Source organism: Pedococcus dokdonensis, assembly GCF_900104525.1.
Lineage (GTDB): Bacteria > Actinomycetota > Actinomycetes > Actinomycetales > Dermatophilaceae > Pedococcus > Pedococcus dokdonensis.
The window spans coordinates 1534515-1559874 of record NZ_LT629711.1 but is presented as its reverse complement, the minus strand read 5'-3'; the positions used below and the strand labels follow the sequence as shown (position 1 = coordinate 1559874).

The 25360-nt window shown below is 71.9% G+C and carries 21 protein-coding genes; 18 read left to right on the top strand and 3 right to left on the bottom strand.

Annotation, left to right across the window (positions count from 1 at the left end; translation table 11 throughout):
• Position 1: 1 nt before the first annotated feature.
• The 13 genes from BLQ34_RS07520 to BLQ34_RS07460 all read left to right on the top strand — a co-directional run bounded on the left by BLQ34_RS07520 (position 2) and on the right by BLQ34_RS07460 (position 12874).
• Positions 2 to 1000, top strand: a complete 999-nt coding sequence (locus tag BLQ34_RS07520; protein WP_231961493.1) for a nitronate monooxygenase — start codon at positions 2 to 4, stop codon at positions 998 to 1000.
• A gap of 33 nt (positions 1001 to 1033) precedes the next feature.
• Entirely contained in the window at positions 1034 to 1981 is a 948-nt protein-coding gene (locus tag BLQ34_RS07515) for an ABC transporter ATP-binding protein (protein ID WP_231961492.1), read from the top strand.
• On the top strand, positions 1981 to 2814 hold the full coding sequence (locus BLQ34_RS07510) for an ABC transporter permease (RefSeq protein ID WP_091783615.1): 834 nt from the start codon (positions 1981 to 1983) through the stop codon (positions 2812 to 2814). Before BLQ34_RS07515 ends, BLQ34_RS07510 begins: the two co-directional genes overlap by 1 nt.
• A complete protein-coding gene (locus tag BLQ34_RS07505) occupies positions 2811 to 3635 on the top strand; it encodes an ABC transporter permease (RefSeq protein WP_231961491.1) in 825 nt (274 codons plus the stop codon). Before BLQ34_RS07510 ends, BLQ34_RS07505 begins: the two co-directional genes overlap by 4 nt.
• Positions 3632 to 4087, top strand: a complete 456-nt coding sequence (locus BLQ34_RS07500) for a GNAT family N-acetyltransferase (RefSeq protein ID WP_091783612.1) — start codon at positions 3632 to 3634, stop codon at positions 4085 to 4087. Before BLQ34_RS07505 ends, BLQ34_RS07500 begins: the two co-directional genes overlap by 4 nt.
• A 290-nt stretch (positions 4088 to 4377) precedes the next feature.
• Complete coding sequence (gene recA, locus BLQ34_RS07495) at positions 4378 to 5385, top strand: recombinase RecA (protein ID WP_407946404.1); 1008 nt, start codon at positions 4378 to 4380, stop codon at positions 5383 to 5385.
• 32 nt (positions 5386 to 5417) lie between these two features.
• The gene (locus tag BLQ34_RS07490; RefSeq protein ID WP_091783608.1) at positions 5418 to 6065 is read left to right on the top strand and encodes a regulatory protein RecX; all 648 of its coding nucleotides are present in this window, start codon (positions 5418 to 5420) and stop codon (positions 6063 to 6065) included.
• A gap of 28 nt (positions 6066 to 6093) precedes the next feature.
• A complete protein-coding gene (locus tag BLQ34_RS07485) occupies positions 6094 to 6876 on the top strand; it encodes a YoaK family protein (protein ID WP_231961490.1) in 783 nt (260 codons plus the stop codon).
• 83 nt (positions 6877 to 6959) lie between these two features.
• Positions 6960 to 8492 (top strand): tRNA (N6-isopentenyl adenosine(37)-C2)-methylthiotransferase MiaB, encoded by a 1533-nt coding sequence (gene miaB / locus BLQ34_RS07480; protein WP_091783605.1) that lies wholly within the window; start codon positions 6960 to 6962, stop codon positions 8490 to 8492.
• An 18-nt stretch (positions 8493 to 8510) separates the two neighbouring features.
• On the top strand, positions 8511 to 9113 hold the full coding sequence (gene def, locus BLQ34_RS07475) for a peptide deformylase (protein ID WP_091783602.1): 603 nt from the start codon (positions 8511 to 8513) through the stop codon (positions 9111 to 9113).
• A 61-nt stretch (positions 9114 to 9174) separates the two neighbouring features.
• Complete coding sequence (gene miaA, locus BLQ34_RS07470) at positions 9175 to 10119, top strand: tRNA (adenosine(37)-N6)-dimethylallyltransferase MiaA (protein WP_091783599.1); 945 nt, start codon at positions 9175 to 9177, stop codon at positions 10117 to 10119.
• On the top strand, positions 10112 to 10975 hold the full coding sequence (gene dapF / locus BLQ34_RS07465; protein ID WP_091789496.1) for a diaminopimelate epimerase: 864 nt from the start codon (positions 10112 to 10114) through the stop codon (positions 10973 to 10975). Before miaA ends, dapF begins: the two co-directional genes overlap by 8 nt.
• A 57-nt stretch (positions 10976 to 11032) precedes the next feature.
• A complete protein-coding gene (locus BLQ34_RS07460; protein ID WP_172829367.1) occupies positions 11033 to 12874 on the top strand; it encodes a gamma-glutamyltransferase family protein in 1842 nt (613 codons plus the stop codon).
• A gap of 29 nt (positions 12875 to 12903) precedes the next feature.
• On the opposite strand, the gene BLQ34_RS07455 is transcribed toward BLQ34_RS07460, so the two are convergent.
• Positions 12904 to 13521 carry a class I SAM-dependent methyltransferase gene (locus tag BLQ34_RS07455; RefSeq protein ID WP_091783596.1) on the bottom strand — a complete coding sequence of 206 codons (618 nt, stop codon included), beginning with the start codon at positions 13519 to 13521 and terminating at the stop codon, positions 12904 to 12906.
• Positions 13522 to 13605: 84 nt separating this feature from the next.
• Between BLQ34_RS07455 and hflX the strand changes: the two genes are divergently transcribed.
• Both hflX and BLQ34_RS07445 read left to right on the top strand, forming a co-directional pair.
• Positions 13606 to 15066, top strand: a complete 1461-nt coding sequence (gene hflX / locus BLQ34_RS07450; RefSeq protein WP_091783593.1) for a GTPase HflX — start codon at positions 13606 to 13608, stop codon at positions 15064 to 15066.
• 74 nt (positions 15067 to 15140) lie between these two features.
• Positions 15141 to 15995, top strand: coding sequence for an SDR family oxidoreductase (locus BLQ34_RS07445; RefSeq protein ID WP_091783590.1), 855 nt, complete (start codon positions 15141 to 15143; stop codon positions 15993 to 15995).
• Here BLQ34_RS07445 and BLQ34_RS07440 read toward each other — a convergent pair.
• Complete coding sequence (locus BLQ34_RS07440) at positions 15970 to 18510, bottom strand: DEAD/DEAH box helicase (protein ID WP_091783587.1); 2541 nt, start codon at positions 18508 to 18510, stop codon at positions 15970 to 15972. The two genes, BLQ34_RS07445 and BLQ34_RS07440, sit on opposite strands and share 26 nt — an antisense overlap.
• Before the next feature lie 51 nt (positions 18511 to 18561).
• On the opposite strand from BLQ34_RS07440, the gene BLQ34_RS07435 reads away from it, so the two are divergent.
• Positions 18562 to 19626, top strand: a complete 1065-nt coding sequence (locus BLQ34_RS07435; RefSeq protein ID WP_172829366.1) for a GNAT family N-acetyltransferase — start codon at positions 18562 to 18564, stop codon at positions 19624 to 19626.
• A gap of 10 nt (positions 19627 to 19636) precedes the next feature.
• On the opposite strand, the gene BLQ34_RS07430 is transcribed toward BLQ34_RS07435, so the two are convergent.
• A complete protein-coding gene (locus BLQ34_RS07430) occupies positions 19637 to 22555 on the bottom strand; it encodes a helix-turn-helix transcriptional regulator (RefSeq protein WP_172829365.1) in 2919 nt (972 codons plus the stop codon).
• 155 nt (positions 22556 to 22710) lie between these two features.
• Between BLQ34_RS07430 and BLQ34_RS07425 the strand changes: the two genes are divergently transcribed.
• Both BLQ34_RS07425 and BLQ34_RS07420 read left to right on the top strand, forming a co-directional pair.
• Positions 22711 to 22983, top strand: coding sequence for a hypothetical protein (locus BLQ34_RS07425; protein ID WP_157692932.1), 273 nt, complete (start codon positions 22711 to 22713; stop codon positions 22981 to 22983).
• Between the two features lie 111 nt (positions 22984 to 23094).
• Positions 23095 to 25353 (top strand): ATP-dependent DNA helicase, encoded by a 2259-nt coding sequence (locus BLQ34_RS07420; RefSeq protein WP_091783573.1) that lies wholly within the window; start codon positions 23095 to 23097, stop codon positions 25351 to 25353.
• The last annotated feature ends 7 nt before the right edge of the window (positions 25354 to 25360 follow it).

Genomic DNA, 25360 nt, shown 5'->3' with positions numbered 1-25360 from the left:
GGTGCTCGCACCGATGGCCGGCGGCCCGTCGACCGTCGAGCTGGCGGCGGCTGTGGCCGACGGCGGGATGGTGCCCTTCCTGGCCGGCGCCTACCTCGCCCCCGACCGGCTGCGGGCCGACCTCGTCGCGCTCCGCGAGCGCACGTCCGAGCCCTTCGGGGTCAACGTCTTCGCGCCGTCGCCCGACCTCCCCTCGATGCGGCAGGACGCCCTCGCGTATGCCGCGTCGCTGGCCCCGTGGGCGGCCGCGGCCGGGGTCGAGCTGGGGACGCCTCGGTACGACGACGACGCGTTCGCGGCCAAGGTCGACCTCTTGGTCGAGGCGGCCCCGGCCCTGGTGAGCTTCGCCTTCGGGTGGCCTCCGGCCGAGGTCGTCACGCGGCTCCAGGCGGTGGGGACCGAGGTGTGGGTGACCGTCAACGAGCCGTCCGAGGTCGAGTGGGCCGAGACGCTCGGGGTCGACGGTCTGGTGGCCCAGGGGTGGGAGGCCGGTGGGCACCGGGGTGGACCGGTGGACACCGGTGCCGTCCAGCTCGGTGTCGCGGAGCTGGTCGCGGCCGTGACCGCCCGGACCACGCTGCCGGTGCTGGCCGCGGGTGGCGTGATGACGGGCGGCGACGCCGCCGCCCTGCTGCGGGCGGGGGCCGGCGCCGTCGCCCTGGGCACGGCGTTCCTCGGCTGTCCCGAGGCCGGCACCGCACCGGTGCACCGCCACGCGCTGACCCACCGCCGTGGCACCACCGTCACCCGCGCCTTGACCGGGCGCAGCGCCCGTGCCCTCGTCACCACGTGGACCGAGCTGTTCACCGAGGCCGCGCCCGCGGCATACCCGCACGTGCACCACGTCACCGCCCCGCTGCGGGCGCACGGCAAGGCGACCGGCGAGGCGGAGCTCGTGCACCTCTGGGCCGGCACCGGGCACGAGCGGTTGCGGACCCTGCCCGCCGCCGAGCTGGCGCGGCTCCTGCTCGACGAGCTCGCGCAGGACAAAAGCAGGTGAGCGGCGTCGGTGGCCCTCGGTAGCGTGACGCCGGTGAGCGACGCGCAGACCGTGACCGACGACCTCCTGCTGAGTGCCACGGGGCTGACCAAGACGTTCGCGGACTTCACCGCCGTCGACGGCATCGACTTCGCCGTGCGCCGTGGCGAGTGCTTCGGGTTCCTCGGCCCCAACGGCGCGGGCAAGTCGTCGACCATGCGCATGGTCGGCTGCGTCTCGCCGGTGACCAGCGGCGAGCTCCGGCTCTTCGGGCTCGACCCGGCCACCGACGGTCCGGCGATCCGAGCCAGGCTCGGGAGCTGCCCCCAACGCGACACCCTCGACGAGGAGCTCACCGTCGAGGAGAACCTCTGGGTCTACGGACGCTACTTCGGCCTGTCCCGCAAGGAGGTCCGCACCCGTGCGGCCGAGCTGCTCGACTTCGCACAGCTGACCGACCGCGCCGGCGACAAGGTCGAGCCGCTCTCCGGGGGCATGAAGCGCAGGCTCACGATCGCGCGCTCGCTGATCAACTCTCCCGAGATCCTGCTGCTCGACGAGCCGACCACCGGCCTCGACCCGCAGGCCCGCCACGTGCTGTGGGACCGGCTGTTCCGGCTCAAGCGGTCGGGTGTGACGCTCGTCCTCACCACCCACTACATGGACGAGGCAGAGCAGCTCTGCGACCGCCTCGTCGTGATGGACCACGGCCGGATCGTGGCCGAGGGGTCGCCGCGCTCGCTGATCGACGAGTACTCCACCCGCGAGGTGCTGGAGCTGCGGTTCGACGCCGAGGACCACAAGGACGTCGCCGAGCAGGTCACCGGCGTCGGTGAGCGGGTCGAGGTGCTGCCCGACCGCCTGCTCGTCTACGCGGACGACGGCGACCAGGCCGCCGCCGTGGTGCACTCGCGCGGCATCGAGCCGCTGTCGTCCCTGGTGCGGCGGGCCACCCTCGAGGACGTCTTCCTGCACCTCACCGGCCGGACGCTGGTGGACTGATGTCGACGACCGCGCGCACGGCCACGTCCCGGGTGGAGCACGGCCCGAGGGCGCCACTGTCACAGACCGAGCGGCTGCTCGCCGTGTTCACCTACTTCCTCACCGTCTACAAGCGCACCTGGCGTGGCAGCATCATCGGGCGGTTCCTCTCGCCCTTGTTCTTCCTGCTCGCGATGGGCATCGGCCTCGGCTCACTGGTCAACGAGCGGGTCGGCGGGGTCGACGGGCTGCCCTACCTCCAGTTCGTCGTCCCGGCGATCGTCGCGACCCAGACGATGTGGGTGGCGATGGGGGAGTCGACCTACCAGGTGCTCGGCTACATCAAGTGGAACATGGGCTACCACGCGATGCTGGCCACCCCGATGTCGGTGCGTGACGTGCTCCGCGGGCACTTCCTCGCGGTCGCCGCGCACCTGACCACCGCGACCACCATCTTCATGGGCGTCGCTGCGTTGTTCGGCGGCTTCCGGTCGGTCGCGGCGGTGTTCTGCCTGCCCATCGCCATCCTCACCGGCATGGCCTTCGTGACACCGATCTTCGCGTTCACGGCCAGGCAGGAGGGTGACAACGGCTTCAATATCCTGTTCCGGTGGGTCGTCACCCCGCTGATGCTGTTCTCCGGGACCTTCTTCCCCGTCGACCAGCTGCCGGGATGGATGCAGCCGATCGCGTGGGTCACCCCGCTCTGGCACGGGGTCGAGGCCTGTCGCGACGTCGCCACCGGCACCGTGTCGGCGCTGCCGTTGGCCGGGCACCTGCTGGTCCTGGCCACCTACGTCGCCGTCGGCTGGTGGCTGGCGGAGCGGTCCTTCGCCCGGAGGTTGGTCCCGTGAGCGTGCAGGCGCCGGCCCGACCGAGCCGGCTGACCCGACTGGTCCCCATGCCGGCCGGCGCCGGGTTGGCCCGGATGCTGGTCGAGCGCAACGTCACGTCCTTCCGGCACGGCTGGATCGCGCTCGTCACCGGGTTCGCCGAGCCGGTCTTCTACCTCTTCTCGCTCGGCATCGGGATCGGGGCACTGGTCCAGACGGTGGCGACCGACTCCGGGACCGAGGTCTCCTACCCGCAGTTCGTCGCCCCGGCCCTGCTGGCGGCCTCGGCAATGAACGGCGCGGTCTTCGACTCCACCTTCAACGTCTTCTTCAAGCTCAAGTACGCGCGGCTCTACGACGCCGTGCTGGCGACGCCGATGGGACCGCGCGACATCGCGGTCGGCGAGATCGCGTGGTCGCTGATCCGCGGTGGTCTCTACTCGGCGGCGTTCCTCGTCGTGGCTCTCCTGGCTGGAGCCGTCGCGTCGTGGTGGGCGCTGCTGGCGCTGCCTGCGGCGGTCTTCATCGGCTTCGCGTTCGCGGCGCTCGGGATGTTCGCCACGACGTTCATGAAGTCGTGGGTGCACTTCGACTACATCACCCTGGCGATCCAGCCGATGTTCCTCTTCTCGGCGACCTTCTTCCCACTGTCCACCTACCCCGAGGCGCTGCAGTGGGTGGTGCGCGCGACGCCGCTCTACCACGGGGTGGCGCTGGAGCGGGCGCTCATGCTCGGCGAGGTCGGGTGGGGCGTCCTGGGCCACGTCGCCTACCTCGTCGTGCTCGGCGCCGTCGGTGTCGTCGGGACCGCCCGACGCCTCGAGAAGCTGCTGCTGTCGTGACCGCGTCCGAGGTCCGCACCGCCTCCTTCGCCGAGCTCGACGCCCTGACCGCCTACCAGTTGTGGGCGCTGCGGTCGGACGTCTTCGTCGTCGAGCAGGACTGCCCCTACCTCGACCTCGACGGCCGAGACCTGGAGCCGTCGGCGCGGCACCTCTGGGTGGAGCAGGACGGTGCGCCGGTGGCGACGCTGCGGCTGCTCGACGACGGCGGCGCACTGCGGATCGGGCGGGTGGCCACGGCCGCGTCGGCGCGCGGTCGCGGACACGCCGGCCGCCTCGTGGCGGCCGCCCTGGCGCTGGCGGGGGAGCGGGTGGTGGTGCTCGACGCCCAGTCCCACCTGGTCGACTGGTATGCCGGCTTCGGCTTCGCTCCCAGCGGGCGCGGCTTCCTCGAGGACGGCATCCCCCACACGCCGATGCGGCGCGAGGCCCGGGCCGGTCGGGACGCCTGAGGCGCCGTCCTGCAGATTTCGGCGTGTCGCGGACCGGGTGCCGGATTTCGAACAGGTGTTCGGTAGGTTCGTCCCCAGGTGGAGGCGCCCCAGCACCCCCGTCCACAGGTCGGTCGATCGACCCGGACGGCTGTCGGTGCCGACACCTAGCGTCTGACCCGAAGCAGAGCAGCTGCCCTCGGGTCGAAGGCAGGCGCGCCCGACTCGAAGCGAAAGAAGGAATGGTGGCCAAGATGGCTGGAGCGAACTCCGCAACCGTGGACCAGAAGTCCAAGTCCCTCGACAGTGTGATGGGGCAGATCGAGAAGTCGTTCGGCAAGGGCGCGGTCATGCGGCTCGGCGACGACGTCCGTCCCCCGATCGACGTGATCCCGACCGGGTCGATCGCGCTCGACGTCGCGCTCGGCATCGGCGGCCTCCCGCGGGGCCGCGTGGTCGAGATCTACGGCCCGGAGTCCTCGGGCAAGACGACCGTCGCGCTGCACGCCGTGGCCAGTGCCCAGCGAGCCGGCGGCATCGCGGCGTTCATCGACGCCGAGCACGCCCTCGACCCCGAGTACGCCAAGAAGCTGGGCGTCGACACCGACGCCCTGCTGGTCAGCCAGCCCGACACGGGGGAGCAGGCGCTCGAGATCGCCGACATGTTGATCCGGTCCGGTGCCATCGACATCATCGTCATCGACTCGGTGGCCGCACTCGTGCCGCGCGCCGAGATCGAGGGCGAGATGGGCGACAGCCACGTGGGTCTGCAGGCCCGCCTGATGTCCCAGGCGCTGCGCAAGCTCACCGGTGCGCTCAACACCACCGGCACCACCGCCATCTTCATCAACCAGCTCCGCGAGAAGATCGGCGTCATGTTCGGGTCGCCGGAGACCACCACCGGCGGCAAGGCGCTGAAGTTCTACGCCTCGGTGCGCCTCGACGTCCGCCGGATCGAGACCCTCAAGGACGGCAGCGACCCGGTCGGCAACCGCACTCGGGTCAAGATCGTCAAGAACAAGGTGGCCCCGCCGTTCAAGCAGGCCGAGTTCGACATCCTCTACGGCCAGGGCATCTCGCGCGAGGGTGGCCTGATCGACATGGGGGTCGAGCACGGGTTCGTGCGCAAGGCCGGTGCTTGGTACACCTACGAGGGCGACCAGCTCGGGCAGGGCAAGGAGAACGCCCGTCAGTTCCTCAAGGACAACCCCGACCTCGGCAACGAGATCGAGAAGAAGATCAAGGAAAAGCTTGGCATCGGCCCGCAGGTCGACAAGCCGGCCGAGTCCGCGGTGCCCGAAGTGCCGGTCGAGTTCTGAGTTCTGAGTTCTGAGCCATCCTCCGGATCGACATGACTGAGCGACACGACGCGGCCAGGGCAGCCTTCGAGGCGGCCCTGGCCGCGACGCGTGAACCCGTGCCACCGGGCCCGGGCGAGCCGGCGAGCCGGCGACCCCGGGCGTGGCAGCCGATCCCCGGCGACCCCGAGTCCGACCTGCAGCGTCGCGATGGTGAGCCGGATGCCTATGACGTGGCCCGCCAGATCGTGCTGCGCCAGCTCGCGATGTCCCCCAAGAGCCGGCACCAGCTGCGCGACAAGCTGCGGGCGCGCAACTGCCCGGACGACGTCGCCGAGGCGGTGCTCGACCGGATGACCGAGGTCGGCCTGATCGACGACGAGGCCTACGCCGGGATGCTCGTCCGGTCCCAACAGGCCGGCCGGGGGCTGGCCAGAAGGGCGTTGGCGCGCGAGCTGCGCACCAAGGGCGTGGACGACGAGACGGCGAAGGCGACCCTCGACCAGATCGACCCGGAGGTCGAGCGCGACCGGGCCGCCCAGCTCGTCGCCAAGAAGCTCCGGTCCATGCACGGGCTCGAGCCGCTCGTGCAGAAGCGGCGGCTGGCCGGCATGCTCGCCCGCAAGGGCTACCCGGCCGAGCTGGCGATGGCGGTGATCCGGGAGGCCGTCGCAGCCGCCCCCGAGCACCAGCGCGACTGACCTCACCGACCGGGCGTACTCTCCGGCTGTGATCGTTCCGGAGGTGCCCGCAGCCAGGCTCGGGCTGGGATCGGTTGTCGCACGCCGGGTGCGCTCCCTGGCCGGCGCCCACCGCAACCCTCGCCGGAACCAGTACCTGGCGGCACTGCTCGCCCTCATCGCCGGAGCACTCAACTCGGTCGGGTTCGTCGCCGTGTCGGTCTACACCTCCCACATGACCGGCCTGACCGCATCGGTCGCGGACCATCTCGTTCTCGGGTCACTCTCGCTCGTCTGGGTGGGCCTGGAGGCCATCGGGTCGTTCGTGCTGGGGGCCATGGCGTGCGCACTGCTGTTCAACTGGGGGCGACGTCGTGGCCTGCAGGGGCGTTACGCGAACGTGCTGGTCCTCGAGGCGTTGCTCATCCTGGCCTTCGGCGCACTGGCCGACCGGCTCGTGTGGGCGCACCGGGACCACGTCTTCGTTGCCGTGCTCTGCTTCACCATGGGCCTGCAGAACGCCATCATCACCAAGATCTCGGCAGCCCAGATCCGCACCACCCACGTCACCGGGATGATCACGGACATCGGGATCGAGCTGGGCAAGCTGGCCTACCGAAGCCGCCGGACGGCTGAGCCCCCGGTGCGTGCCGACCTGCACAAGCTCGGCACGCTCGCCGCGCTCGTCGGGCTCTTCTTCGTCGGCGGGATGCTCGGCGCGGCCGGCTACCTCGCCATCGGGTTCCCGATCCTCGTGGCGCCGGCCCTCGTGTTGCTGTTCGTCGCGTCGCCTCCTCTCCTCGCCGACCTCCACGCCCGCAGAGCCCACTGACGTCGCGCGGCAGCACCGCGACTGAGTCGGCGCGGCACACCGCACCCTTGCCGGCGACAGCAGCACGTACCCTTGGCGGTGCCATGACGACGCACGCCACCGCGCCACGGAGCGCGACCAAGACCTACGACGTCCGCACCCACGGGTGCCAGATGAACGTGCACGACTCCGAGCGCCTGGCCGGGCTGCTCGAGACGGCCGGCTACGTCGACGTCAACAGCCTGCCCGCAGCGGACCGCCCCGAGGCCGCCGACGTCGTGGTGTTCAACACCTGTGCGGTGCGGGAGAACGCCGACAACAAGCTCTACGGCAACCTCGGCCAGCTGCGCCCGGTCAAGACCAAGAACCCCGACATGCAGATCGCGGTCGGTGGCTGCATGGCCCAGAAGGACCGCTCGACCATCGTCCAGAAGGCGCCCTGGGTCGATGTCGTGTTCGGCACCAACAACATCGGCAGCCTCCCGGCCCTGCTCGACCGGGCCAGGCACAACAAGCGTGCCGAGGTCGAGATCCTCGAGAGCCTCGAGGTGTTCCCGAGCACCTTGCCGACCCGGCGCGACTCCGCCTATGCCGGCTGGGTGTCGATCTCGGTGGGCTGCAACAACACCTGCACGTTCTGCATCGTGCCGAGCCTGCGGGGCAAGGAGGCCGACCGCCGCCCGGGTGACGTGCTGGCCGAGGTGCAGGCCCTCGTCCAGCAGGGCGTCGTCGAGGTGACGCTGCTGGGCCAGAACGTCAACACCTATGGCGTGGAGTTCGGCGACCGGCTCGCCTTCGGCAAGCTGCTGCGCGCCTGCGGTGACATCGACGGGCTGGAGCGCGTGCGGTTCACGAGCCCGCACCCGGCCGCCTTCACCGACGACGTGATCAGCGCGATGGCGCAGACCCCGAACGTCATGCCGAGCCTGCACATGCCGCTGCAGTCCGGGTCCGACCGGGTGCTCAAGGCGATGCGGCGGTCTTACCGCAGTGACCGGTTCCTCGGGATCATCGACCGCGTCCGCGAGCAGATCCCCGACGCCGCGATCACGACCGACATCATCGTCGGCTTCCCGGGCGAGACCGACGCCGACTTCGAGGAGACCCTGCGGGTGGTGCGGGAGTCGCGGTTCTCCAGCGCCTTCACCTTCCAGTACTCCATCCGCCCGGGCACCCCGGCGGCGACGATGCCCGACCAGCTGCCGAAGGCCGTGGTGCAGGAGCGCTACGAGCGGCTCCTCGCCCTGCAGGAGGAGATCTCCTGGGCCGGCAACCGTGAGCTCGAAGGTCGCGACGTCGAAGTGCTCGTCGCCACCGGTGAGGGCCGCAAGGATGCCGAGACCCACCGCCTGTCCGGTCGCGCCCGCGACAACCGTCTCGTGCACTTCGCCGTGCCCCAGGGAGCCGAGCTGCCCCGCCCCGGTGACCTGGTCACCGTCGGTGTGACGTATGGCGCCCCGCACCACCTCGTCGCCGACGCGGCGCTGGAGGGTGGCAGCTACGTCGTGCGGCGTTCGGCGGGTGGCGACGCCTGGGCCGCCCTGCAGGACGCGCCGGTGCCCGGCAAGCCCGCCGTCTCGCTCGGCATGCCGGGGGTCGGCCGACCGGCGGTGGTCGCTGCTCCGACGTGTGGGTGATCTGAAAGACTCGCCCGCATGACCGTCCGCCCCATCGTCATCACCGGGGAGCCCGTGCTCCATCGTCGCGCCGAGCCCGTCGAGAGCTTCGACGACGACCTGCGCGCCTTGGTCGCCGACATGTTCGAGACGATGGACGCAGCCCACGGCGTCGGTCTCGCAGCGCCCCAGATCGGCGTGGGACTGCGCATCTTCACCTGGCAGATGGACAACGACGACGGCGTGCCCGCGCGCGGCGTCGTCGTCAACCCCTACGTCACCGCGACCAAGCCGTCGGTCGACGAGCCGGACCCGCACGACGAGGCCGAGGGCTGCCTGTCGGTGCCCGGCGAGAGCTTCCCGCTCAAGCGCGGCGACCGGGCCACCGTGACGGGCTTCGATGCCGAGGGTGCCGAGCTCTCGTTCGAGGCGACGGGCTGGTTCGCCCGGTGCATGCAGCACGAGTACGACCACCTCAACGGCTTCCTCTACGTCGACCGGCTGAACGACCGATGGGGCAAGAAGGCCCGCAAGGCGGTCAAGAAGCAGGGCTGGGGCAAGCCGGGGTTCGCGTGGCACCCCGGCGTCGACCCCGACCCGTTCGGCCACGACGGGGACCACGACCACGAGCACGACCTCTGACGCGATGACCTCTGACGCGATGACCTCGACGCGATGACCTCGACGCGATGACCTCGGCGCGATGACCCCCACACGGTCGACGCCACTGGTGATCGGCGTCGTCGGTCCCACCGCGACCGGCAAGTCCGAGCTCGCCCTCGCCCTGGCAGCGGCCCTCGGCGGTGAGGTCGTCGGCGCCGACGCGAGCCAGCTCTACCGCGGCATGGACATCGGGACGGCCAAGCTGGCACCCCCCGAGCGACGCGGCATACCGCATCACCAGCTGGACGTCCTCGACGTCGTCGAGGAGGCCAGCGTGGCCGCCTACCAGCGTCACGCTCGAGCCGACATCGCCGACATCCAGTCGCGCGGACGGCACCCGGTGCTGGCCGGCGGCTCGGGCCTCTACGTGCGCGCCGCCCTCGACGTGCTCGACATCCCGCCGACCGACCCCGCGGTGCGCGCTGCCCTGGCGGAGCGGGCAGACCGCGAGGGCTCCGCGGCGCTGTTCGAACGCCTGACGGAGCTCGACCCGGTGGCGGCCGCCGCGATCGAACCGGGCAACGCCCGCCGGATCGTCCGGGCGCTGGAGGTCATCGAGCTCACCGGGCGGCCGTTCTCGGCGACCATGCCGACCCGCACCTACGAGCAGCCGACCGTGGTCGTGGGGCTGCGGATGCCGCGTCCCCAGCTCGACGCCCGGATCGACGCGAGGGTGCGGCGGATGTGGGCCGACGGGCTGCTCGACGAGGTGCGGCACCTCGAGACGCTCGGGCTGCGAGAAGGGCGAACCGCCTCGCGGGCACTGGGTTATGCGCAGGCGCTGGCCGAGCTCGACGGTGCGATGACCCCCGAGCAGGCGCAGGACGAGACGGCCACGCTGACCCGTCGGCTGGTGCGGCGGCAGGAGTCATGGTTCGGCCCCGACCCCCGCATCACCTGGCTCGGCGCGACGGCCTCCGACCTGGCCGAGCAGGCGGTGGCGGTGGTGCGGGCCGCGATCGGCGACAATGGTGGGCATGGCTGACCAGACCGCCTTCACGAAGGGCCACGGCACCGAGAACGACTTCGTGCTGGTGCCCGACCTCGAGGGTGTCCGCGACCTGTCGGCGCAGGAGGCTGCACTGCTCGCCGACCGCCGGGCCGGGATCGGTGGCGACGGGGTGATCCGCGTCGTCCCGACCGCCCTGTCGACCGAGTCGACCGTGCTCTCGCAGGCGACCGATGCGCGCTGGTTCATGGACTACCGCAACGCTGACGGGAGCGTGGCGGAGATGTGCGGCAACGGCACCCGCGTCTTCGCCACCTACCTGCGCCGCGAGGGCCTGGAGACGGCGGACGAGTTCGCGATCGCCACCCGCGCCGGCACCAAGGTGGTGCGGTTCGAGTCCCCGGACCTGATCGCCGTCAACCTCGGTCCCTGGCGGCTGGCGCAGCAGGCCATCGCCGACGAGGAGGGCTTCGACGCCCTGGTGCACCTCGGCCGCCACGAGCCCTTCTCGGCGCTCAGCCTCGACCTCGGCAACCCGCACACCGTGGTGGCGCTGCCCGAGCCCGTCGACCTCGACACCCTCGACCTGCACCTCGCCCCTGCGGTCAACCCCGTGCCACCGCACGGCAGCAACGTCGAGTTCGTCCGTCCGATGGGGGCGGGTCACATCCGGATGCGCGTGCACGAGCGGGGGGTCGGGGAGACCCGCTCCTGCGGCACGGGGGCCGCGGCCGCGGCCCTCGCGACCCGGTTCTGGGCCGGCGACGTGACCGACACGTGGACGGTCGATGTGCCGGGTGGCCGGTTGCGCGTGCGGGCCCTGCCGGGACAGGAGGTCGAGCTCGCCGGCCCGGCCGTCCTCGTCGCGGACGGCACCACCGACCTGGTCTGAGAGCTCGACCGGCCGGTTCGACGTGCGGCGCCCGAAATGCCGCAATACCGTCGATTCATGAGCCCCCAGAGATCCCGCACGATCCTGGCAGCCGGCCTCGTCGGCGCCCTGGCCACCAGCCTCTCCCTCGTCGCGCCATCGTCGGCGTTGGCCGGTGGCGGGCACCACGGCGGCGGTCATCGCGCCCAGCTGCCCAAGGTGCCGACCATGACCGGCTACGGCGGTGCGGTGGCCTCGGTCGACCGCGACGCGAGCCAGGCGGGGATCGACGTCCTGCGCCGCGGGGGCAACGCGGCGGACGCGGCGATCGCGACCGCCGCGATGCTCGGCGTCGTCGAGCCGTACACCTCCGGCATCGGCGGAGGTGGCTTCTTCGTGTGGCGCGACGGCCGCACCGGTCGGGTCACGACGATCGACGGGCGTGAAGCCGCCCCGGCGAGCTTCACCGACAAGGCCTTCATCGACCCGGCCACCGGCACGCCGCTGCCGTTCACCACCGCGGTCAACTCCGGCTTGTCGGTGGGCGTGCCGGGCACTCCTGCCCTCTGGCAGCGCGTCCTCGACCGGCACGGCACCAAGCGCCTCGGCAGCCTGCTCGAGCCGGCCGAACGCAAGGCGGTGGAGGGGATCGTGGTGGACCAGTCGTTCCATGACCTCACCGCCGAGAACGAGGCGCGCTTCGCCACGTTCCCCGAGACCTCCCGCGTCTTCCTGCGCGACGGCAAGGCGCCGGCCGTGGGCAGCCGCTGGAACAACCCGGACATCGCCAGGGCCTACCGCGAGATCCGGCTGCACGGCGTCGACTCGATCTACCACGGCGCCCTCGGGCGGGCCCTGGTCGCCGAGGCCCGCAACCCCAGCGCCAAGGACGGGGTCAGCGTGCCGAAGGGCCAGATCACGATGGCCGACCTGGCCGCCTACCGCGCCCTGGACCGGCAGCCGACGCACGCCCGCTACCGCGGCCTCGACGTCTACGGCATGGGTGTCCCGAGCTCCGGCGGCATCGCGGTGGGGGAGATCCTGAACCTGCTCGAGGCCTACGACCAGCGCACCGGCCGCGACCTCTCGGAGGTGAGCGACGCCGAGTACCTGCACCGCTTCAGCGAAGCGTCGGCCACCGCCTTCGCCGACCGCAACCGGTGGGTCGGTGACGTGCCGGGTGTCCCGACCCGCGAGCTGCTGAGCCAGGGCTTCGCGAACGAGCGGGCCTGCACCTTCTCCGAGTCGACGGCCCTGCCGCGACCGGTGCCGTTCGGCTCACCCGATGGCGCGTATGCCGCGTGCGCACCCGCCGCGGGCAGCACACCAGCAGCCCCGGACGGACGCTCGACAACCAGCCTGTCGGTGTCCGACAGGTGGGGCAACGTCGTGTCGTTCACGACCACGATCGAGCAGTACGGCGGGTCGGGCATCACCGTGCCGGGCTGGGGTTTCCTGCTCAACAACGAGCTGACCGACTTCAACTTCGCGCCACTCGCTCCCGGGGTGCCGGACCCGAACCTCCCGGGGCCGGGAAAGCGTCCGCGTTCGTCGATGAGCCCGACGATCATCCTGCGTGACGGCCAGCCCTACCTCAGCGTCGGCAGCCCGGGTGGCGCGACCATCATCACGACCGTCGCCCAGGTGATCACCGAGTACCTCGACCGCGACAAGGCGCTCGTCGACGCGATCGCCGCCCCGCGGCTGTCCTCCCGCAACGGCACCGAGAACGCCGAGCAGGCCTTGCTGAGCTCCCCCGAGGGCGCGGCGCTCCGCGCGCAGGGCCACGTGCTCGCCCTCCAGGACCCGATCGGCAACGCCGTGGCGATCCGCCTGCTCGGTCACGGGAAGGCGGAGGCCGCGGCGGAGACGACCCGGCGCGGTGGTGGTTCGGCGATGGTGGTGCGACCGACCCGGTGACCGCGCCGGGGCGGGCCAGCCGCCTGCGGCTAGCCCGCCCGACGCACCTCGAGGATCCGGAAGCCCTTGTCCGAGGTGAGCCGCGACACGGCATACACCTCGGGGTCGAGGGACTCGGTGAGCCAGCGCTGCAGCGAGTCGGATCCGAGGTTCTTCTGCACCACGAGGTAGGCGACGCCCCCAGGGGCCAGGCGGGGCAGCCAGGTGAGCAGCAGGTCGTGCAGCACCGCCTTGCCGACCCGGATCGGCGGGTTCGACCAGATCGCGTCGAACTGCAGGCCATCGGGTATGCCGTCGGGCTGGCCAGCGTGCACCCGGTCCAGTCCCAGCGACTCCGCAGTCGTGCGGAGCAGGTCGAGGGCGCGCTCGTTGACGTCCACGGCGTACACGGTCGCCTCCGGCGAGCGGAGGGCGAGGGTGAGGGCGATCGGGCCCCAGCCGCAGCCGAGGTCGAGGAGGGTGCCCCGGGTGGACGGCGCCGGGGCGTGCCGCAACAGGACCGCAGTGCCCTGGTCGACCCCTGCGGGGCTGAAGACACCAGCTGCCGAGCGCACCTCGACGGTCTGCCCGGCCAGCCGCACCGTGATCGTGCGCTGCTGTGCGGGGCTGGCCGGCTCGGCCGTGAAGTAGTGGTCCTGGCTGTTCATCGGGGCCAACGCTAGGGCCCCGTGCGGCCGAAGGACATAAACGGGTCGTCACGGTCGTTGAAAGGGTGAGATTCTTGAGGGGACATGACACTGAAGCGAACAGACATCTTCGACCTGAAGGCCACCGCGCTGGCGAGCGACGAGCTCCTGCCCGGTGACGAGACCACCGACCTCGCCGGCTACGACGGCGACCAGTACGACCGGGAGGACCGCGCGGCCCTGCGCCGGGTCGCCGGCCTGTCCACCGAGCTGGAGGACGTCACCGAGGTCGAGTACCGCCAGCTGCGCCTCGAGCGCGTGGTGCTCGCCGCGGTCTGGACCGAGGGCACGGCGGAGGACGCCGACAACTCGATGCGCGAGCTCGCCGCGTTGGCGGAGACCGCGGGTTCGACGGTGCTCGCCGGGCTGGTGCAGCGCCGCGCCAAGCCCGACACCGGCACCTACCTCGGCTCCGGCAAGGCGCTCGAGCTGCGTGACATCGTGATCGCCGAGGGTGCCGACACCGTCATCTGCGACACCGAGCTGACGCCCAGCCAGCGGCGCGCGCTCGAGGACGTCGTCAAGGTCAAGGTCATCGACCGCACCGCCCTGATCCTCGACATCTTCGCGCAGCACGCGAAGTCCAAGGAGGGCAAGGCCCAGGTCGAGCTGGCCCAGCTGCAGTACCTCCTGCCGCGGCTGCGTGGCTGGGGTGAGTCGATGTCCCGCCAGGCCGGTGGCCAGGCCGCAGGTGGCCAGGGCATGGGCTCGCGCGGTCCCGGTGAGACCAAGATCGAGCTCGACCGCCGACGGATCAACATCCGGATGGCCAAGCTCCGCCGCGAGATCAAGGAGATGAAGACCAGCCGCGACACCCGCCGCCTGGCGCGCAAGGCCAACGAGGTGCCGAGCGTCGCGATCGCCGGCTACACCAATGCGGGCAAGTCCTCGCTGCTCAACCGCCTGACGGGGGCCGGCGTGCTGGTCGAGAACCAGCTGTTCGCGACCCTCGACCCGACGGTCCGGCGCGCGGAGACCGAGGACGGCCGGCTCTACACGCTGGCCGACACGGTCGGTTTCGTCCGCCAGCTGCCGACCCAGCTGGTCGAGGCCTTCAGGTCGACGCTGGAAGAGGTGGCCGACGCCGACCTGTTGCTGCACGTCGTCGACGGCTCGCACCCCGACCCCGAGGGCCAGATCAGCGCCGTTCGTGCGGTGCTCGCCGACGTCGACGCGGCGTCGGTGCGCGAGGTCATCGTGGTCAACAAGGCCGACGCGGCCGACCCGGAGGTGCTGGACCGGATCCGGCGCCACGAGAAGCACTCCATCGTCGTCTCGGCTCGCACCGGCGAAGGGATCGCGGAGCTGCGGGCGCTCGTCGCCGAGGAGCTGCCGCGTCCGACGATCGACGTCGAGGTACTGGTGCCCTACGAGCGCGGCGACCTGGTCAGCCGCCTGCACCAGGAGGCCGAGATCCTCTCCAGTGAGCACACCGGCAGCGGCACGCTGCTCAAGGCCCGGGTGCACGCCGACCTGGCCAGCGAGCTCGCGGCCTACGCCGCCTGACCGCACCTGCTCGACCACCTGGTCGCCGGGCTGAGCGTGTTCCTGACCCTCGACCTGACGGCTACGCTCGCGCCATGACGATCGGCCTCACCGGGGTGACCGGCCACGTGGGCAGGCGGGTGCGCGAGCTGCTGTCCGAGAGCGGGCCGCCGCTGGTGCTGCTGGCCCGCACGCCCGGGAAGGTCGTCGCCGGACCGCAGGACGACGTGCGCCGCTGCGACTTCGCGGACCCCGAGGGCGCCGTCCGCGCCCTGTCCGGAGTCGACACGCTGCTGATGGTCTCGGCGTCCGAGGCTGCCGACCGGCTCGACCAGCACCGGGCCTTCGTGCGGGCCGCTGCCACGGCCGGGGTGCAGCACGTCGTCTACACGTCGTTCCAGGGAGCCGCCGCCGACTGCACCTTCACGCTGGGTCGTGACCACTGGGCGACGGAGCAGGCGATCCGGGACGCCGGTCTGCGCTTCACCTTCCTGCGGGACAGCTTCTACGCCGATTTCGTGCCACTCATGGCCCAGGACGGGGTGATCAGGGGGCCGGCCGGCGATGGACGCGTCGCCCTGGTGGCGCGTGAGGACGTCGCAGCGGTGGCGGCCGCGGTCCTGGTGGACCCGGACGCGCACGCCGACACGGCATACGACCTGACCGGTCCCGAGGCCCTGACGCTCGGCGAGGCCGCGGCCCTGGTCAGCGAGGTGACGGGCCGAGCCACCCGCTTCCTCGACGAGACGGTCGCCGAGGCGTACGCCTCACGTGCCTCCTACGGCGCGCCGGACTGGCAGGTCGATGCGTGGGTCTCGACCTACACGGCCATCGCGGCCGGTGAGGTCGCCGCCGTCTCCGACGCCGTGCCCACGATCAGCGGACGGCCGGCCACCAGCCTGCGTGCGCTGCTGGAGCAGTCGGTCAGAGGCGACGCATCGCCTGCGTGAGCACGACCGGCTCGCCAGCCTCGTCGGAGGCGTCGAGGTCGACCACCGCCTCGATCACCCAGTCGTGGTCACCCTCGGGGTCGTGCAGCGTCTGACGCGCCTCCCAACGGCGACCGGCCACCGTGATGGCGAGCAGCTGCGGACCGCGGGCGTCGGCGTCCGTGCCGATGCTGTCGTGGTCGGCGTAGTAGGCCCCGAGTGCCTCGTCCCAGGCCACCTCGTCCAGCTCGCCGTCGTCGAGGGCCGCCAGCGTGACGAACTCGTCGCGGGCGGCGAGCTCCACCCGCCGGAACATCGCGTTGCGGACCATCACCCGGAAGGCCCGCTCGTTGGCCGTGATGGGCCGGCTGGGCCGGGTGCCTCCGTGCGCGGCCAGGCCCTCGAGCTCCTCCAGCCGCTCCTGCGCATCGGGATCCGACAACGCCTCCCACTCGTCGAGCAGCGAGCTGTCGGTCTGGCGCACCGTCTCGCCCAGCCACTCGAGCAGGTCGGTGAACTGCTCGGTGCGGTGGGCGGCGGGCACCAGCTGGCGCAGCGTGCGGTAGGCGTCGGTGAGGTAGCGAAGGACGAGTCCCTCGGAACGGGACAGCTGATAGGCCGAGACGAACTCGGTGAAGGTCATGGCGCGTTCGAACATGTCGCGGACCACGGACTTCGGGGACAGCGCGGACTCGGCGACCCACGGATGGCTCTGCCGGAAGATCTCGAAGGTCGCTTCCAGCAGGTCCGCAAGCGGACGCGGCCAGGTGACCTCCTCGAGGAGCACCATCCGCTCGTCGTACTCGATGCCGTCGGCCTTCATCTCCGCGACCGCCTCGCCCTTCGCCTTGTGCTGCTGGGCCATCAGGACCTGCCGCGGGTCGTCGAGGATCGCCTCGACGACCGACACGACGTCGAGCGCGTGGGTCGGCGACTCGAGGTCGATGACGTCGAACGCTGCGAGGGCCAGCGGCGCGAGCGGCTGGTTGAGGGCGAGGTCGTCTGAGACGTCGGGGCTGAGTCGGATGGTGCGGCCGTCGGGGTCTGGGGGCGAGATCCGTTGCAGCACACCGGTCTCGAGCAGGCTTCGGCCCAAGGTGATGGCCCGCCGCGCGAGACGCGCCTGGTTGCGTGGGGTTTCGTGGTTGTCGCGCACGAGCTGGCTCAGCGCGCGCACCGGGTCGCCGCGTCGCTGGACCACGTTGAGGATCATCGAGTGGTCGACCCGCATCCGGGACACCAGCGGTTCGGGCTCCGCCGCCACGAGCTTGTCGTAGGTCTGCTCGGTCCAGGACACCTCGCCGTCGGCGGGTTTGCGGCGCTGCACCTTCTTGAGCTTCTTCGGGTCGTCGCCGGCCTTGGCGAGGGCGCGCGCGTTCTCGATGACGTGCTCGGGCGCCTGCACCACGACCGATCCACTGCTGTCGAAGCCCGCGCGGCCGGCCCGACCGGCGATCTGGTGGAACTCGCGGGCCTTCAGCACCCGCTGCCGTGAGCCGTCGAACTTCACCAGCCCGGTGAAGAGCACGGTGCGGATCGGCACGTTGATGCCCACCCCGAGGGTGTCGGTGCCGCAGATGACCTTGAGCAGGCCGTCCTGGGCGAGCTGCTCGACCAGCCGTCGGTAGCGCGGCAGCATCCCGGCGTGGTGCACGCCGATCCCGGAGCGGACGAGGGTGGAGAGGGTGCGACCGAAGCCCGCGGTGAACCGGAACCCGCCGATCCGCTCGGCGATCGCGTCACGGTCGGCCTTCACGGTGCCTTTCATGGCATGCAGGGCCTGGGCCTGCTCGAGTGCCGCCGCCTGGGTGAAGTGCACGACGTAGACGGGTGCCTGGTGGGTGGTCAGCAGCTCCTCGATGGTCTCGGGCAGCGGTGTCAGCGCCCAGCTGAAGCCCAGCGGGACGGGTCGCTCGGTCCCCGTGACGAGGGTCGTCTCGCGGCCGGTCCTCCGGCCGAGGTCGGCGGCGAGCTCGCTCAGGTCGCCGAGGGTGGCTGACATGAGGACGAACTGCGCCTGGGGCAGCTCGAGGAGCGGGACCTGCCACGCCCACCCCCGATCCGGCTCGGCGTAGAAGTGGAACTCGTCCATCACCACGAGGCCGACATCGGCGTCCGCACCCTCACGCAGCGCGATGTTGGCGAGGATCTCGGCGGTGCAGCAGATGATCGGGGCGTCGGGGTTGACGGAGGCGTCGCCGGTGAGCATCCCGACCTCGGACGGGCCGAACAGCTCGCACAGCGCGAAGAACTTCTCGCTCACGAGCGCCTTGATGGGGGCGGTGTAGAAGCTGACCCGGTCGCTGGTCAGGGCGGCGAGATGGGCACCCGTGGCGACGAGGGACTTGCCCGAACCGGTGGGCGTCGACAGCACGACGTTCTCGCCGGCCAAGAGGGAGACGAGCGCCTCGTCCTGATGGGGGTAGAGCGGTGTCCCACGGTCGCGCGCCCAGCCCTCGAAGGCCGCATACACCTCGTCGGGCTCGGCACCTACGGGCACGAGGTCGGCCAGGGGCGGCGTCGAGGGGGAGGTCATTGCGGGCCATCCTCCCATCCCGCGTCGGTGGTCCTCGCTAGCGTCGCCCGGGTGACCGCCGAGACGCCGACCTTCGAGACCGAGACGACCAGGCTGCGGCTGCGCAGACCCACCGAGGTCGACCGGGGCTTCCACGCGACCGTGCACAGCGACCCCCGCCTCTTCGCGCACGCGCCGCACGTGCTCGGCACGCCGGCGAGCAATGCCGCGTTCTTCGACGCGATCCTCGACCACTGGTCGACGCACGGCTTCGGCTACTGGGTCGCGGAGAACCGCGAGACCGGTATGCCGCTGGGCTGGGTCGGCGTCCAGCGTCGCGGGGAGCACCTCAACCTCTACTACCGCTTCGTCACCGAGGCGCACGGACGTGGCCTGGCCCGTGAGGCGGCCCGCGCGGCTGTCGCCCTGGCCACCGAGTGGGCGCCGGAGCACCGTGTGCAGGCGCTGGTGAAGGACCACAACGCCGCCTCGGTCCGCACCGCGGAGTCCGCCGGCCTGGTGCGCACCGGAGAGCAGGTCGTGCTCTCCGACGACCAGCCCGACGAACCACCGTCCTCGGTCTTCGAGGCTCCGTCGGTCGACCGGGTCGAGCTGCTCGACGCCGTGACGCGGCTCGACCTCCTCGACCTCTGGACCAGGGTGAACGACGCCGGTGGTGCGGTGGGTTTCCTCCCCGGGGCGCCGGCCGAGTCGGTGGCGGCCGCGATCGGCACCCACGAGGAGCAGATGGCTGCGGGCAACGCCGTCGGGGGAGCCTTGCGGTTGCCCGACGGCCGGCTCGTCGGGTGGGCCTGGTGGGTCCGCACTCCCAACCCCCTGCTGCACCACGGCCGCTGGCTCTACCGGGTCATGGTCGATCCCGACCGTCAGGGCCGCGGCTTCGGCCGCCTCCTGATGGCCGGGATGCACCGCCTGGCCCGCGAGGACGGCGTCGAGCTGCTCCAGCTCGGGGTCCGCAGCGGTTCCGGGGCGAGCCGGTTCTACGCGCAGTGCGGCTACGTCGAGGTCGGCCGGATCCCTGGCGCGATCCGGGTCGCTGCGGGCGACGACCGCGACGACGTGACGATGGCCCGTCGAGTGGACGGCCGTCCGTTGCGTCCCCATGGGGGCGACTGAGCGCCCGGGCTCACGACGGCCGGGTGGCCCAGCGCGCCAGGTCGACCCGGTTGGCGCACCCGGTCTTGGCGAGGATGTGGCTCACGTGCGAGCTCACGGTCTTCTCGCTCAGCACCAGTGCGCGGGCGATCTCGCCGTAGGTCCGGCCGGCCACGATGTGCCCGAGGACCTCGGTCTCACGCTCCGTCAGGCCCGCAGCGGTGGCCCCGGTGGCCACCTCGTCGGCGGGAACGGGGCCGGCGAGGGAGACCCTCGTGCTGCGAGCGAGGGACTCGACCGCGTCCACGATCGGTTGGGCCCCCAGCTGTCGAGCCCCGGTGTGGGCCCGTCGCAGGGCTTCAGCTCCCTCGTCGCGACGGCGCGGGCCTGCGACCAGGAGGGACTCCGCAAGCCGCCACATGGAGTAGCACGCCTCCCAGGCCAGCACCCCGTCCAAGGTGCTGGCCGCCTCCTCCCACCGCAGGTGTGCGTCGCTGGACTGGCGGGCCCGGGCGACCTCACCCTGGTAGACCGCCTCGAGCCCGTCCGTCTGGCGCCGGTACCACGGGGTCATGCCACCGAGGTCGAGCAGGATGTGGGGAAAGCGCCCGGTGAGGTCGTCGAGGGCAGCGAGGTGGTCGGTCGGGTCGCGGCCGCCGTCGCGGTCCTCCTGCGCCAGGTCGGCGTAGGCCCTGGCCGCCAGCGGGAGGAGCCACTCGCACAGGGTGGGCAGGACGCCGGGGGTGGCCGTCCCCGCCAGGGCCGCCTCGACGGCCTCCTCCCGGTGTCCGCCGCCGAGCAGGACGAGCGCCCGGACGGCGTCGAACTCGAAGGCCAGGAAGGTCGAGCTCTCGGCGAACAACTCGTCCGCGCGGGCAAGGTGGCCTTCCGCCTCGCTGGTGCGTCCTTGCGCCGTCGCCATCCAGGCCGCGTTGAGGCGGCCCTGCACGTCGACGAGCGTGCTGGGTGACGAGCGGAGGGACTCCCGCACGAGCTGGCGAGAGGTCTCGAAGTCCCCCGCGTGCAGGTGCGCGAACGCCTCGCTGGCGCTCAGCCACGCGGCGTAGACGGCGGGCAGGGCCAGCTCCACGATCTCCGCACGACGGCGCCCCACCGAGGCTCTCCAGCGCGGCGAGGTCGGGCTGTCGTACGCATTGGCCTCCCAGAGGCTCGCGTGCGCGAACGCGAACCCGTCGCGGGCGGCCACCGCGGCGGCGACCGCGTCGCGACCGAGGCGTTGCCCGTCGTCGAAGCGACTCTCCGTGACGGCCAGCATCGCGTTCGCGGCCAGGGCGTACGCGAGGGCCCGGGCATCGCCGCTGGCGCGCGCACTGTCCAGGGCCTGCGAGGCGAGACCGGGCGCCTCGGGGTCGTCCTGCCAGAGGCAGGAGTGGGTCAGCTCGGCGAGCGCGAGGGCGTGTTGCCAGCACTCGGGCTGGTCCTCGGTCAGCTCGACGGCGCGTCTCAGCTCCTGCACCCGCAGGAACGACCGGCCAGTGAGCATCCGAAGGAGGCGGCTGCGGACCAGCAGGGCCGCCACGGCCGGTGGGTCCTCTGGGGGCTGGGTCCCCGGGGCGGGGTCGAGGTCGGCGAGCAAGGCCTCGACCGCCTCCAGCTCGACCTCGACGTCTCCGGTGGACGCAGCCGAGTCGAGCAGTCTCCACCACAGCTCGCGGCGCCCTTCCGGTGCCGGGTCGCCGGTCTCCTGCTGCAGGCTCAGGACCCGCCTCACCAGCTCGACCTCGGCCGTCCCCGCACCGCTGCTGCGCGCCCGATCTGCGGCGCGCAGCGTCCAGGCCAGGGACTGCTCCAGGTGACCAGCCCGGCGATGGTGGTCCGCTATCAGGCGCAGCGTCTCGAGCTCGGGGGCGCCGGGTGCCGAGGCGGTGGCGCGGCCCGCTGCCAGCTCTTCCTCCAGCGACGCGGCGAAGGCAGCGTGCAGACGCTCGCGGTGGGGCGCGGCCAGGCTCTCCTCGAGGGCCTCGGCCTGCAACGGGTGATGGAACCAGTAACCGCCCGAGTGGTCCTCGTCGAGCAGGTCGGCCTCGACGCACTCGCGCACAGCCGACCGCACGTCGGGCACGCCCGCGAGGGCAGCCACCCGCTCGAGGGCCTCGCCGTGGGCCACGCGTCCACCGACCGCCAGCACCCGGGACAGCTCACGGGCGGGCTCGCTGACGCGGTGCCATGCTCGCAGCACGGCCGACGTCAGGTCTGCCGGGAGCTCCGGACCCAGGCCGGTGCTGGCGGGGACCAGGCCACGCACGAGCAGGCGATTCAGGTAGGCGTTGCCGCCGGTGCGGGCGAACACGTCCCGCACCAGGCGCTCGTGCGGGACGTCCCCCACCACCTGCGCGACCTGGGCGCGGGTCTCGTCGAGGTCGAGCGTCCCGAGGGCCAGCTCGGCGAAACCGGGCAGGCGCCGGACGTCGGCGAGCCACCGGTGGAGTGGGTGACCCGCGACCAGCTCGCCGCGCCGGACGGTGGCCAGCAGGGCGAGACGTCGAGAAGGGAGTCCGGCCAGCACCCACATCAGGACGTCGAGGGTGAGCGGGTCGGCCCACTGGAGGTCGTCGACCACCAGGGCCACCGGGCCCCGAGCGCAGCGTTCCTCGAGCCACTGGTCGAACACCTCGGCAGTCTGCGACCCCTCGACCCCTCGCAGGTCCGGCCGCTCGCCTGCCGGCTGACCGGACACTGCCGTTCGCAGGGGGAGCAGCGGCACGCTCAGCGAAGACATCGGCAAGCATGCGCCGGTGAGGGCCAGGAAGTCCGTCGCCAGGGCACAGGCGTGCTGGGCCAGCCTCGTCTTGCCGACGCCTGCGTCCCCGATGAGCAGTACCGCCCGACCGTGGCCGGCGCGCGCCGAGTCGAGGACCCCGGCGAGATCGTCGAGTGCCCCGGTCCGTCCGACGAAGCCGTCGGTGGGTGCCGACTCCGGTGGTGACACGTCTTCCAGTGTGTCCCGGCCGGGCCCGCGGCAACAACGGGTTTGAGGGGGCGGGGCCCCTGACCTCAGGGGGTGCGCCCGATGTGGCTCAGGTGCTGCTGGACCGACCGTGGAGGAGTCAGCAGGGACCACCTCGCAAGCACCAGGAGCACACCGTGAACGCACAGCAGACCACCCACCGCACCACCCGGAACGTCACCGCCACTCGGCGGACCTGGGGCGTCGTGGCCACGACCGCCCTCGTCGTCGCGCTCGGCACCCTGCCTGCCGCCGCCAAGCAGGACCCCGGACAGATCGACCAGCCGACGACGCCCAACGTCGCCATCTACTTCCACCCGCTCGAGCGGGTGGGGACCCAGTACGTGGCGGGAGACAACCTGACGGGGAACGGGGTGCCGGCTCCCCGTTGGGTGCCGGAGGTGCGCTGACGCGGCCCCCGACCCGACCCCGGCTCCTCTCGAGGTGCCGGGGTCGGTGGCGTCCACGGCACGCTGGGGACGGTCGGACGCTGGCCCTCCACGACCGCATACGCTGACCCAATGGCTTCACTCGACGACCTGCTGCACGCCGCCGTCCAGGGAGTCGGGGGAGTCGAGCGGCCGGGCCAGGTCGAGATGGCGCACGCGGTCGAGGACGCGGTCAGCAAGGACGAGCACCTCCTGGTGCAGGCCGGCACCGGCACCGGCAAGTCACTGGCCTACCTCATCCCTGCCGTGATGCACGCGCAGCGGACCGGCAAGCCCGCAGTCATCGCGACGGCCACGCTGGCGCTGCAGGCCCAGATCGTCGACCGCGACATGCCGAGGCTCGCCGAGTCGATCGCCCCGCTGCTCGGGAAGCGGCCCACCTACGGGCTGGTGAAGGGTCGTCGCAACTACCTGTGCGCCCACAAGCTCGAGGGCGGGTTCCCCGACGACGAGGACGGGCTCTTCGAGGTCGGCGAGGTGGACCGTGCGGCGTCCCGGCTGGGGCAGGAGGTCGTCCGCCTCCGGGAGTGGGCCGAGACCACCGAGTCGGGTGACCGTGACGAGCTGGTCCCGGGCGTGAGTGAGCGGGCCTGGCGTCAGGTGTCGGTGAGCGCGCACGAGTGCATGGGGAGCAAGTGCCCGTCCTTCGGCGACTGCTTCGTCGAGCGGTCGCGCGAGGCGGCGAAGGACTGTGACGTCATCGTCACCAACCACTCCTTCATGGCGATCGACTCCTTCGAGGGGCGGCAGATGCTGCCCGAGCACGACCTGCTCGTCGTCGACGAGGCGCACGAGCTGGTCGACCGGGTGACCTCCACCATCACCGACGAGATCACCGCCAACCTCGTCTCCGCGGCGGCCAAGCGGGCCGGTCGGCTCGCGGAGTCGACCGACGCCGTCGAGGACGCCTCCGTCTTCCTCCAGGGAGTCCTCGACGAGCTCCCGGAGGGCAAGCTCAACGGCATACCCGATGCGCTGGCGCTGGCGCTCGCGCGGGTGAGGGACACGACCCGGCAGGTGCAGTCAGAGCTCAAGCCCGACAAGGGCGTCGAGCCCGACGGGGCGCGCAAGGTGGCCCAGGCCGCCATCGACGAGATGTTCGAGAACTCCTCGCGCATCCTCGAGCAGCGTGACCTCGACGTCGTCTGGGTCAGCCGTGACCAGCGACGGGGTTCGGTGCTGCGGGTGGCTCCGATGAGTGTTGCGATGTTGTTGCGTGACAAGGTGTTCGGCGACCGCACCGTCGTCATGACCTCTGCGACGCTCGAGCTCGGCGGCACGTTCGACGCCGTGGCCGGGACGATGGGGCTGCGCGGCGAGGGCGCGCCCGAGTGGCGCGGGCTCGATGTGGGCAGTCCGTTCGACTACCCCCAGCAGGCGATTGCCTATGTGGCGCAACACCTTCCGGCCCCTGGACGCGATGGCCTCAGCGAGCAGACCCTCGACGAGATCGAGGCACTGGTGCGCGCCGCAGGCGGTCGCACCCTGGGCCTCTTCTCCTCGATGCGAGCGGCCAAGGAGGCCACCGAGGCTATGCGCGAGCGCTTCGACGGCGACATCGGCTTCCTGTGCCAGGGCGAGGACCAGATCACGACCCTGGTGCGGCAGTTCGCCCGCGACCCGCGCACCTGCCTCTTCGGCACGCTCACCCTGTGGCAGGGCGTCGACGTGCCGGGGTCGGCCTGCCAGCTCGTCATCATCGACCGGATCCCGTTCCCGCGGCCCGACGACCCGCTGTCGTCGGCGCGCTCGCAGGCGATCGCGCGGATGGGTGGCAACGGCTTCATGGCCGTCTCGGCCACGCACGCAGCCCTGCGGCTGGCCCAGGGTGCGGGGCGGCTGATCCGACGCGCCGACGACCGGGGCGTGGTCGCCTTCCTCGACTCCCGCATGATGACCGCGCGGTATGCCGGGTTCCTCCAGCGTTCGCTGCCGCCGTTCTGGCCGACGACCGACCGCGAACGGGTGCTCGCGGCACTGCGCCGTCTCGACGAGACGGCCGCTGCGCCGGTGGAGGTCCACGAGCCGGCCCTGCGCGGCATCACCGGCGCCCTGGTCGGCACGACGATGGGTGGCACCGGCGAGGACGCCACGGAGCCCCCGAGGCCGGTCGCCGACGCCCCACCTCCCGCCGACTCGGCGCGGACGGCGGTGACGGCCGGGCACGCCTGGACGGCCGAGTCCGACGAGGAGCTGCGCGACGGCGTCGAGCTCGGCCTGTCGGTCGACGAGCTCGCCGAGAGCCTCGAGCTGCCCGCGGACGTGATCACCGCCCGGCTCAAGGGTCTCGGCCTCGAGGCATCCGGGGCGACCACCCTGTCGTTCGAGTGACCCGGCC

What these genes read in the sequence shown, in the direction of transcription:
- def (WP_091783602.1), top strand. Translation starts at nt 8,511, where the DNA reads ATGACCGTCCGCCCCATCGTCATCACCGGGGAGCCCGTGCTCCATCGT.
- BLQ34_RS07510 (WP_091783615.1), top strand. Translation starts at nt 1,981, where the DNA reads ATGTCGACGACCGCGCGCACGGCCACGTCCCGGGTGGAGCACGGCCCG.
- miaA (WP_091783599.1), top strand. Translation starts at nt 9,175, where the DNA reads ATGACCCCCACACGGTCGACGCCACTGGTGATCGGCGTCGTCGGTCCC.
- recA (WP_407946404.1), top strand. Translation starts at nt 4,378, where the DNA reads ATGGGGCAGATCGAGAAGTCGTTCGGCAAGGGCGCGGTCATGCGGCTC.
- BLQ34_RS07445 (WP_091783590.1), top strand. Translation starts at nt 15,141, where the DNA reads ATGACGATCGGCCTCACCGGGGTGACCGGCCACGTGGGCAGGCGGGTG.
- BLQ34_RS07440 (WP_091783587.1), bottom strand. Translation starts at nt 18,510, where the DNA reads ATGACCTCCCCCTCGACGCCGCCCCTGGCCGACCTCGTGCCCGTAGGT.
- BLQ34_RS07420 (WP_091783573.1), top strand. Translation starts at nt 23,095, where the DNA reads ATGGCTTCACTCGACGACCTGCTGCACGCCGCCGTCCAGGGAGTCGGG.
- BLQ34_RS07490 (WP_091783608.1), top strand. Translation starts at nt 5,418, where the DNA reads ATGACTGAGCGACACGACGCGGCCAGGGCAGCCTTCGAGGCGGCCCTG.
- miaB (WP_091783605.1), top strand. Translation starts at nt 6,960, where the DNA reads ATGACGACGCACGCCACCGCGCCACGGAGCGCGACCAAGACCTACGAC.
- BLQ34_RS07455 (WP_091783596.1), bottom strand. Translation starts at nt 13,521, where the DNA reads ATGAACAGCCAGGACCACTACTTCACGGCCGAGCCGGCCAGCCCCGCA.
- dapF (WP_091789496.1), top strand. Translation starts at nt 10,112, where the DNA reads ATGGCTGACCAGACCGCCTTCACGAAGGGCCACGGCACCGAGAACGAC.
- hflX (WP_091783593.1), top strand. Translation starts at nt 13,606, where the DNA reads ATGACACTGAAGCGAACAGACATCTTCGACCTGAAGGCCACCGCGCTG.
- BLQ34_RS07460 (WP_172829367.1), top strand. Translation starts at nt 11,033, where the DNA reads ATGAGCCCCCAGAGATCCCGCACGATCCTGGCAGCCGGCCTCGTCGGC.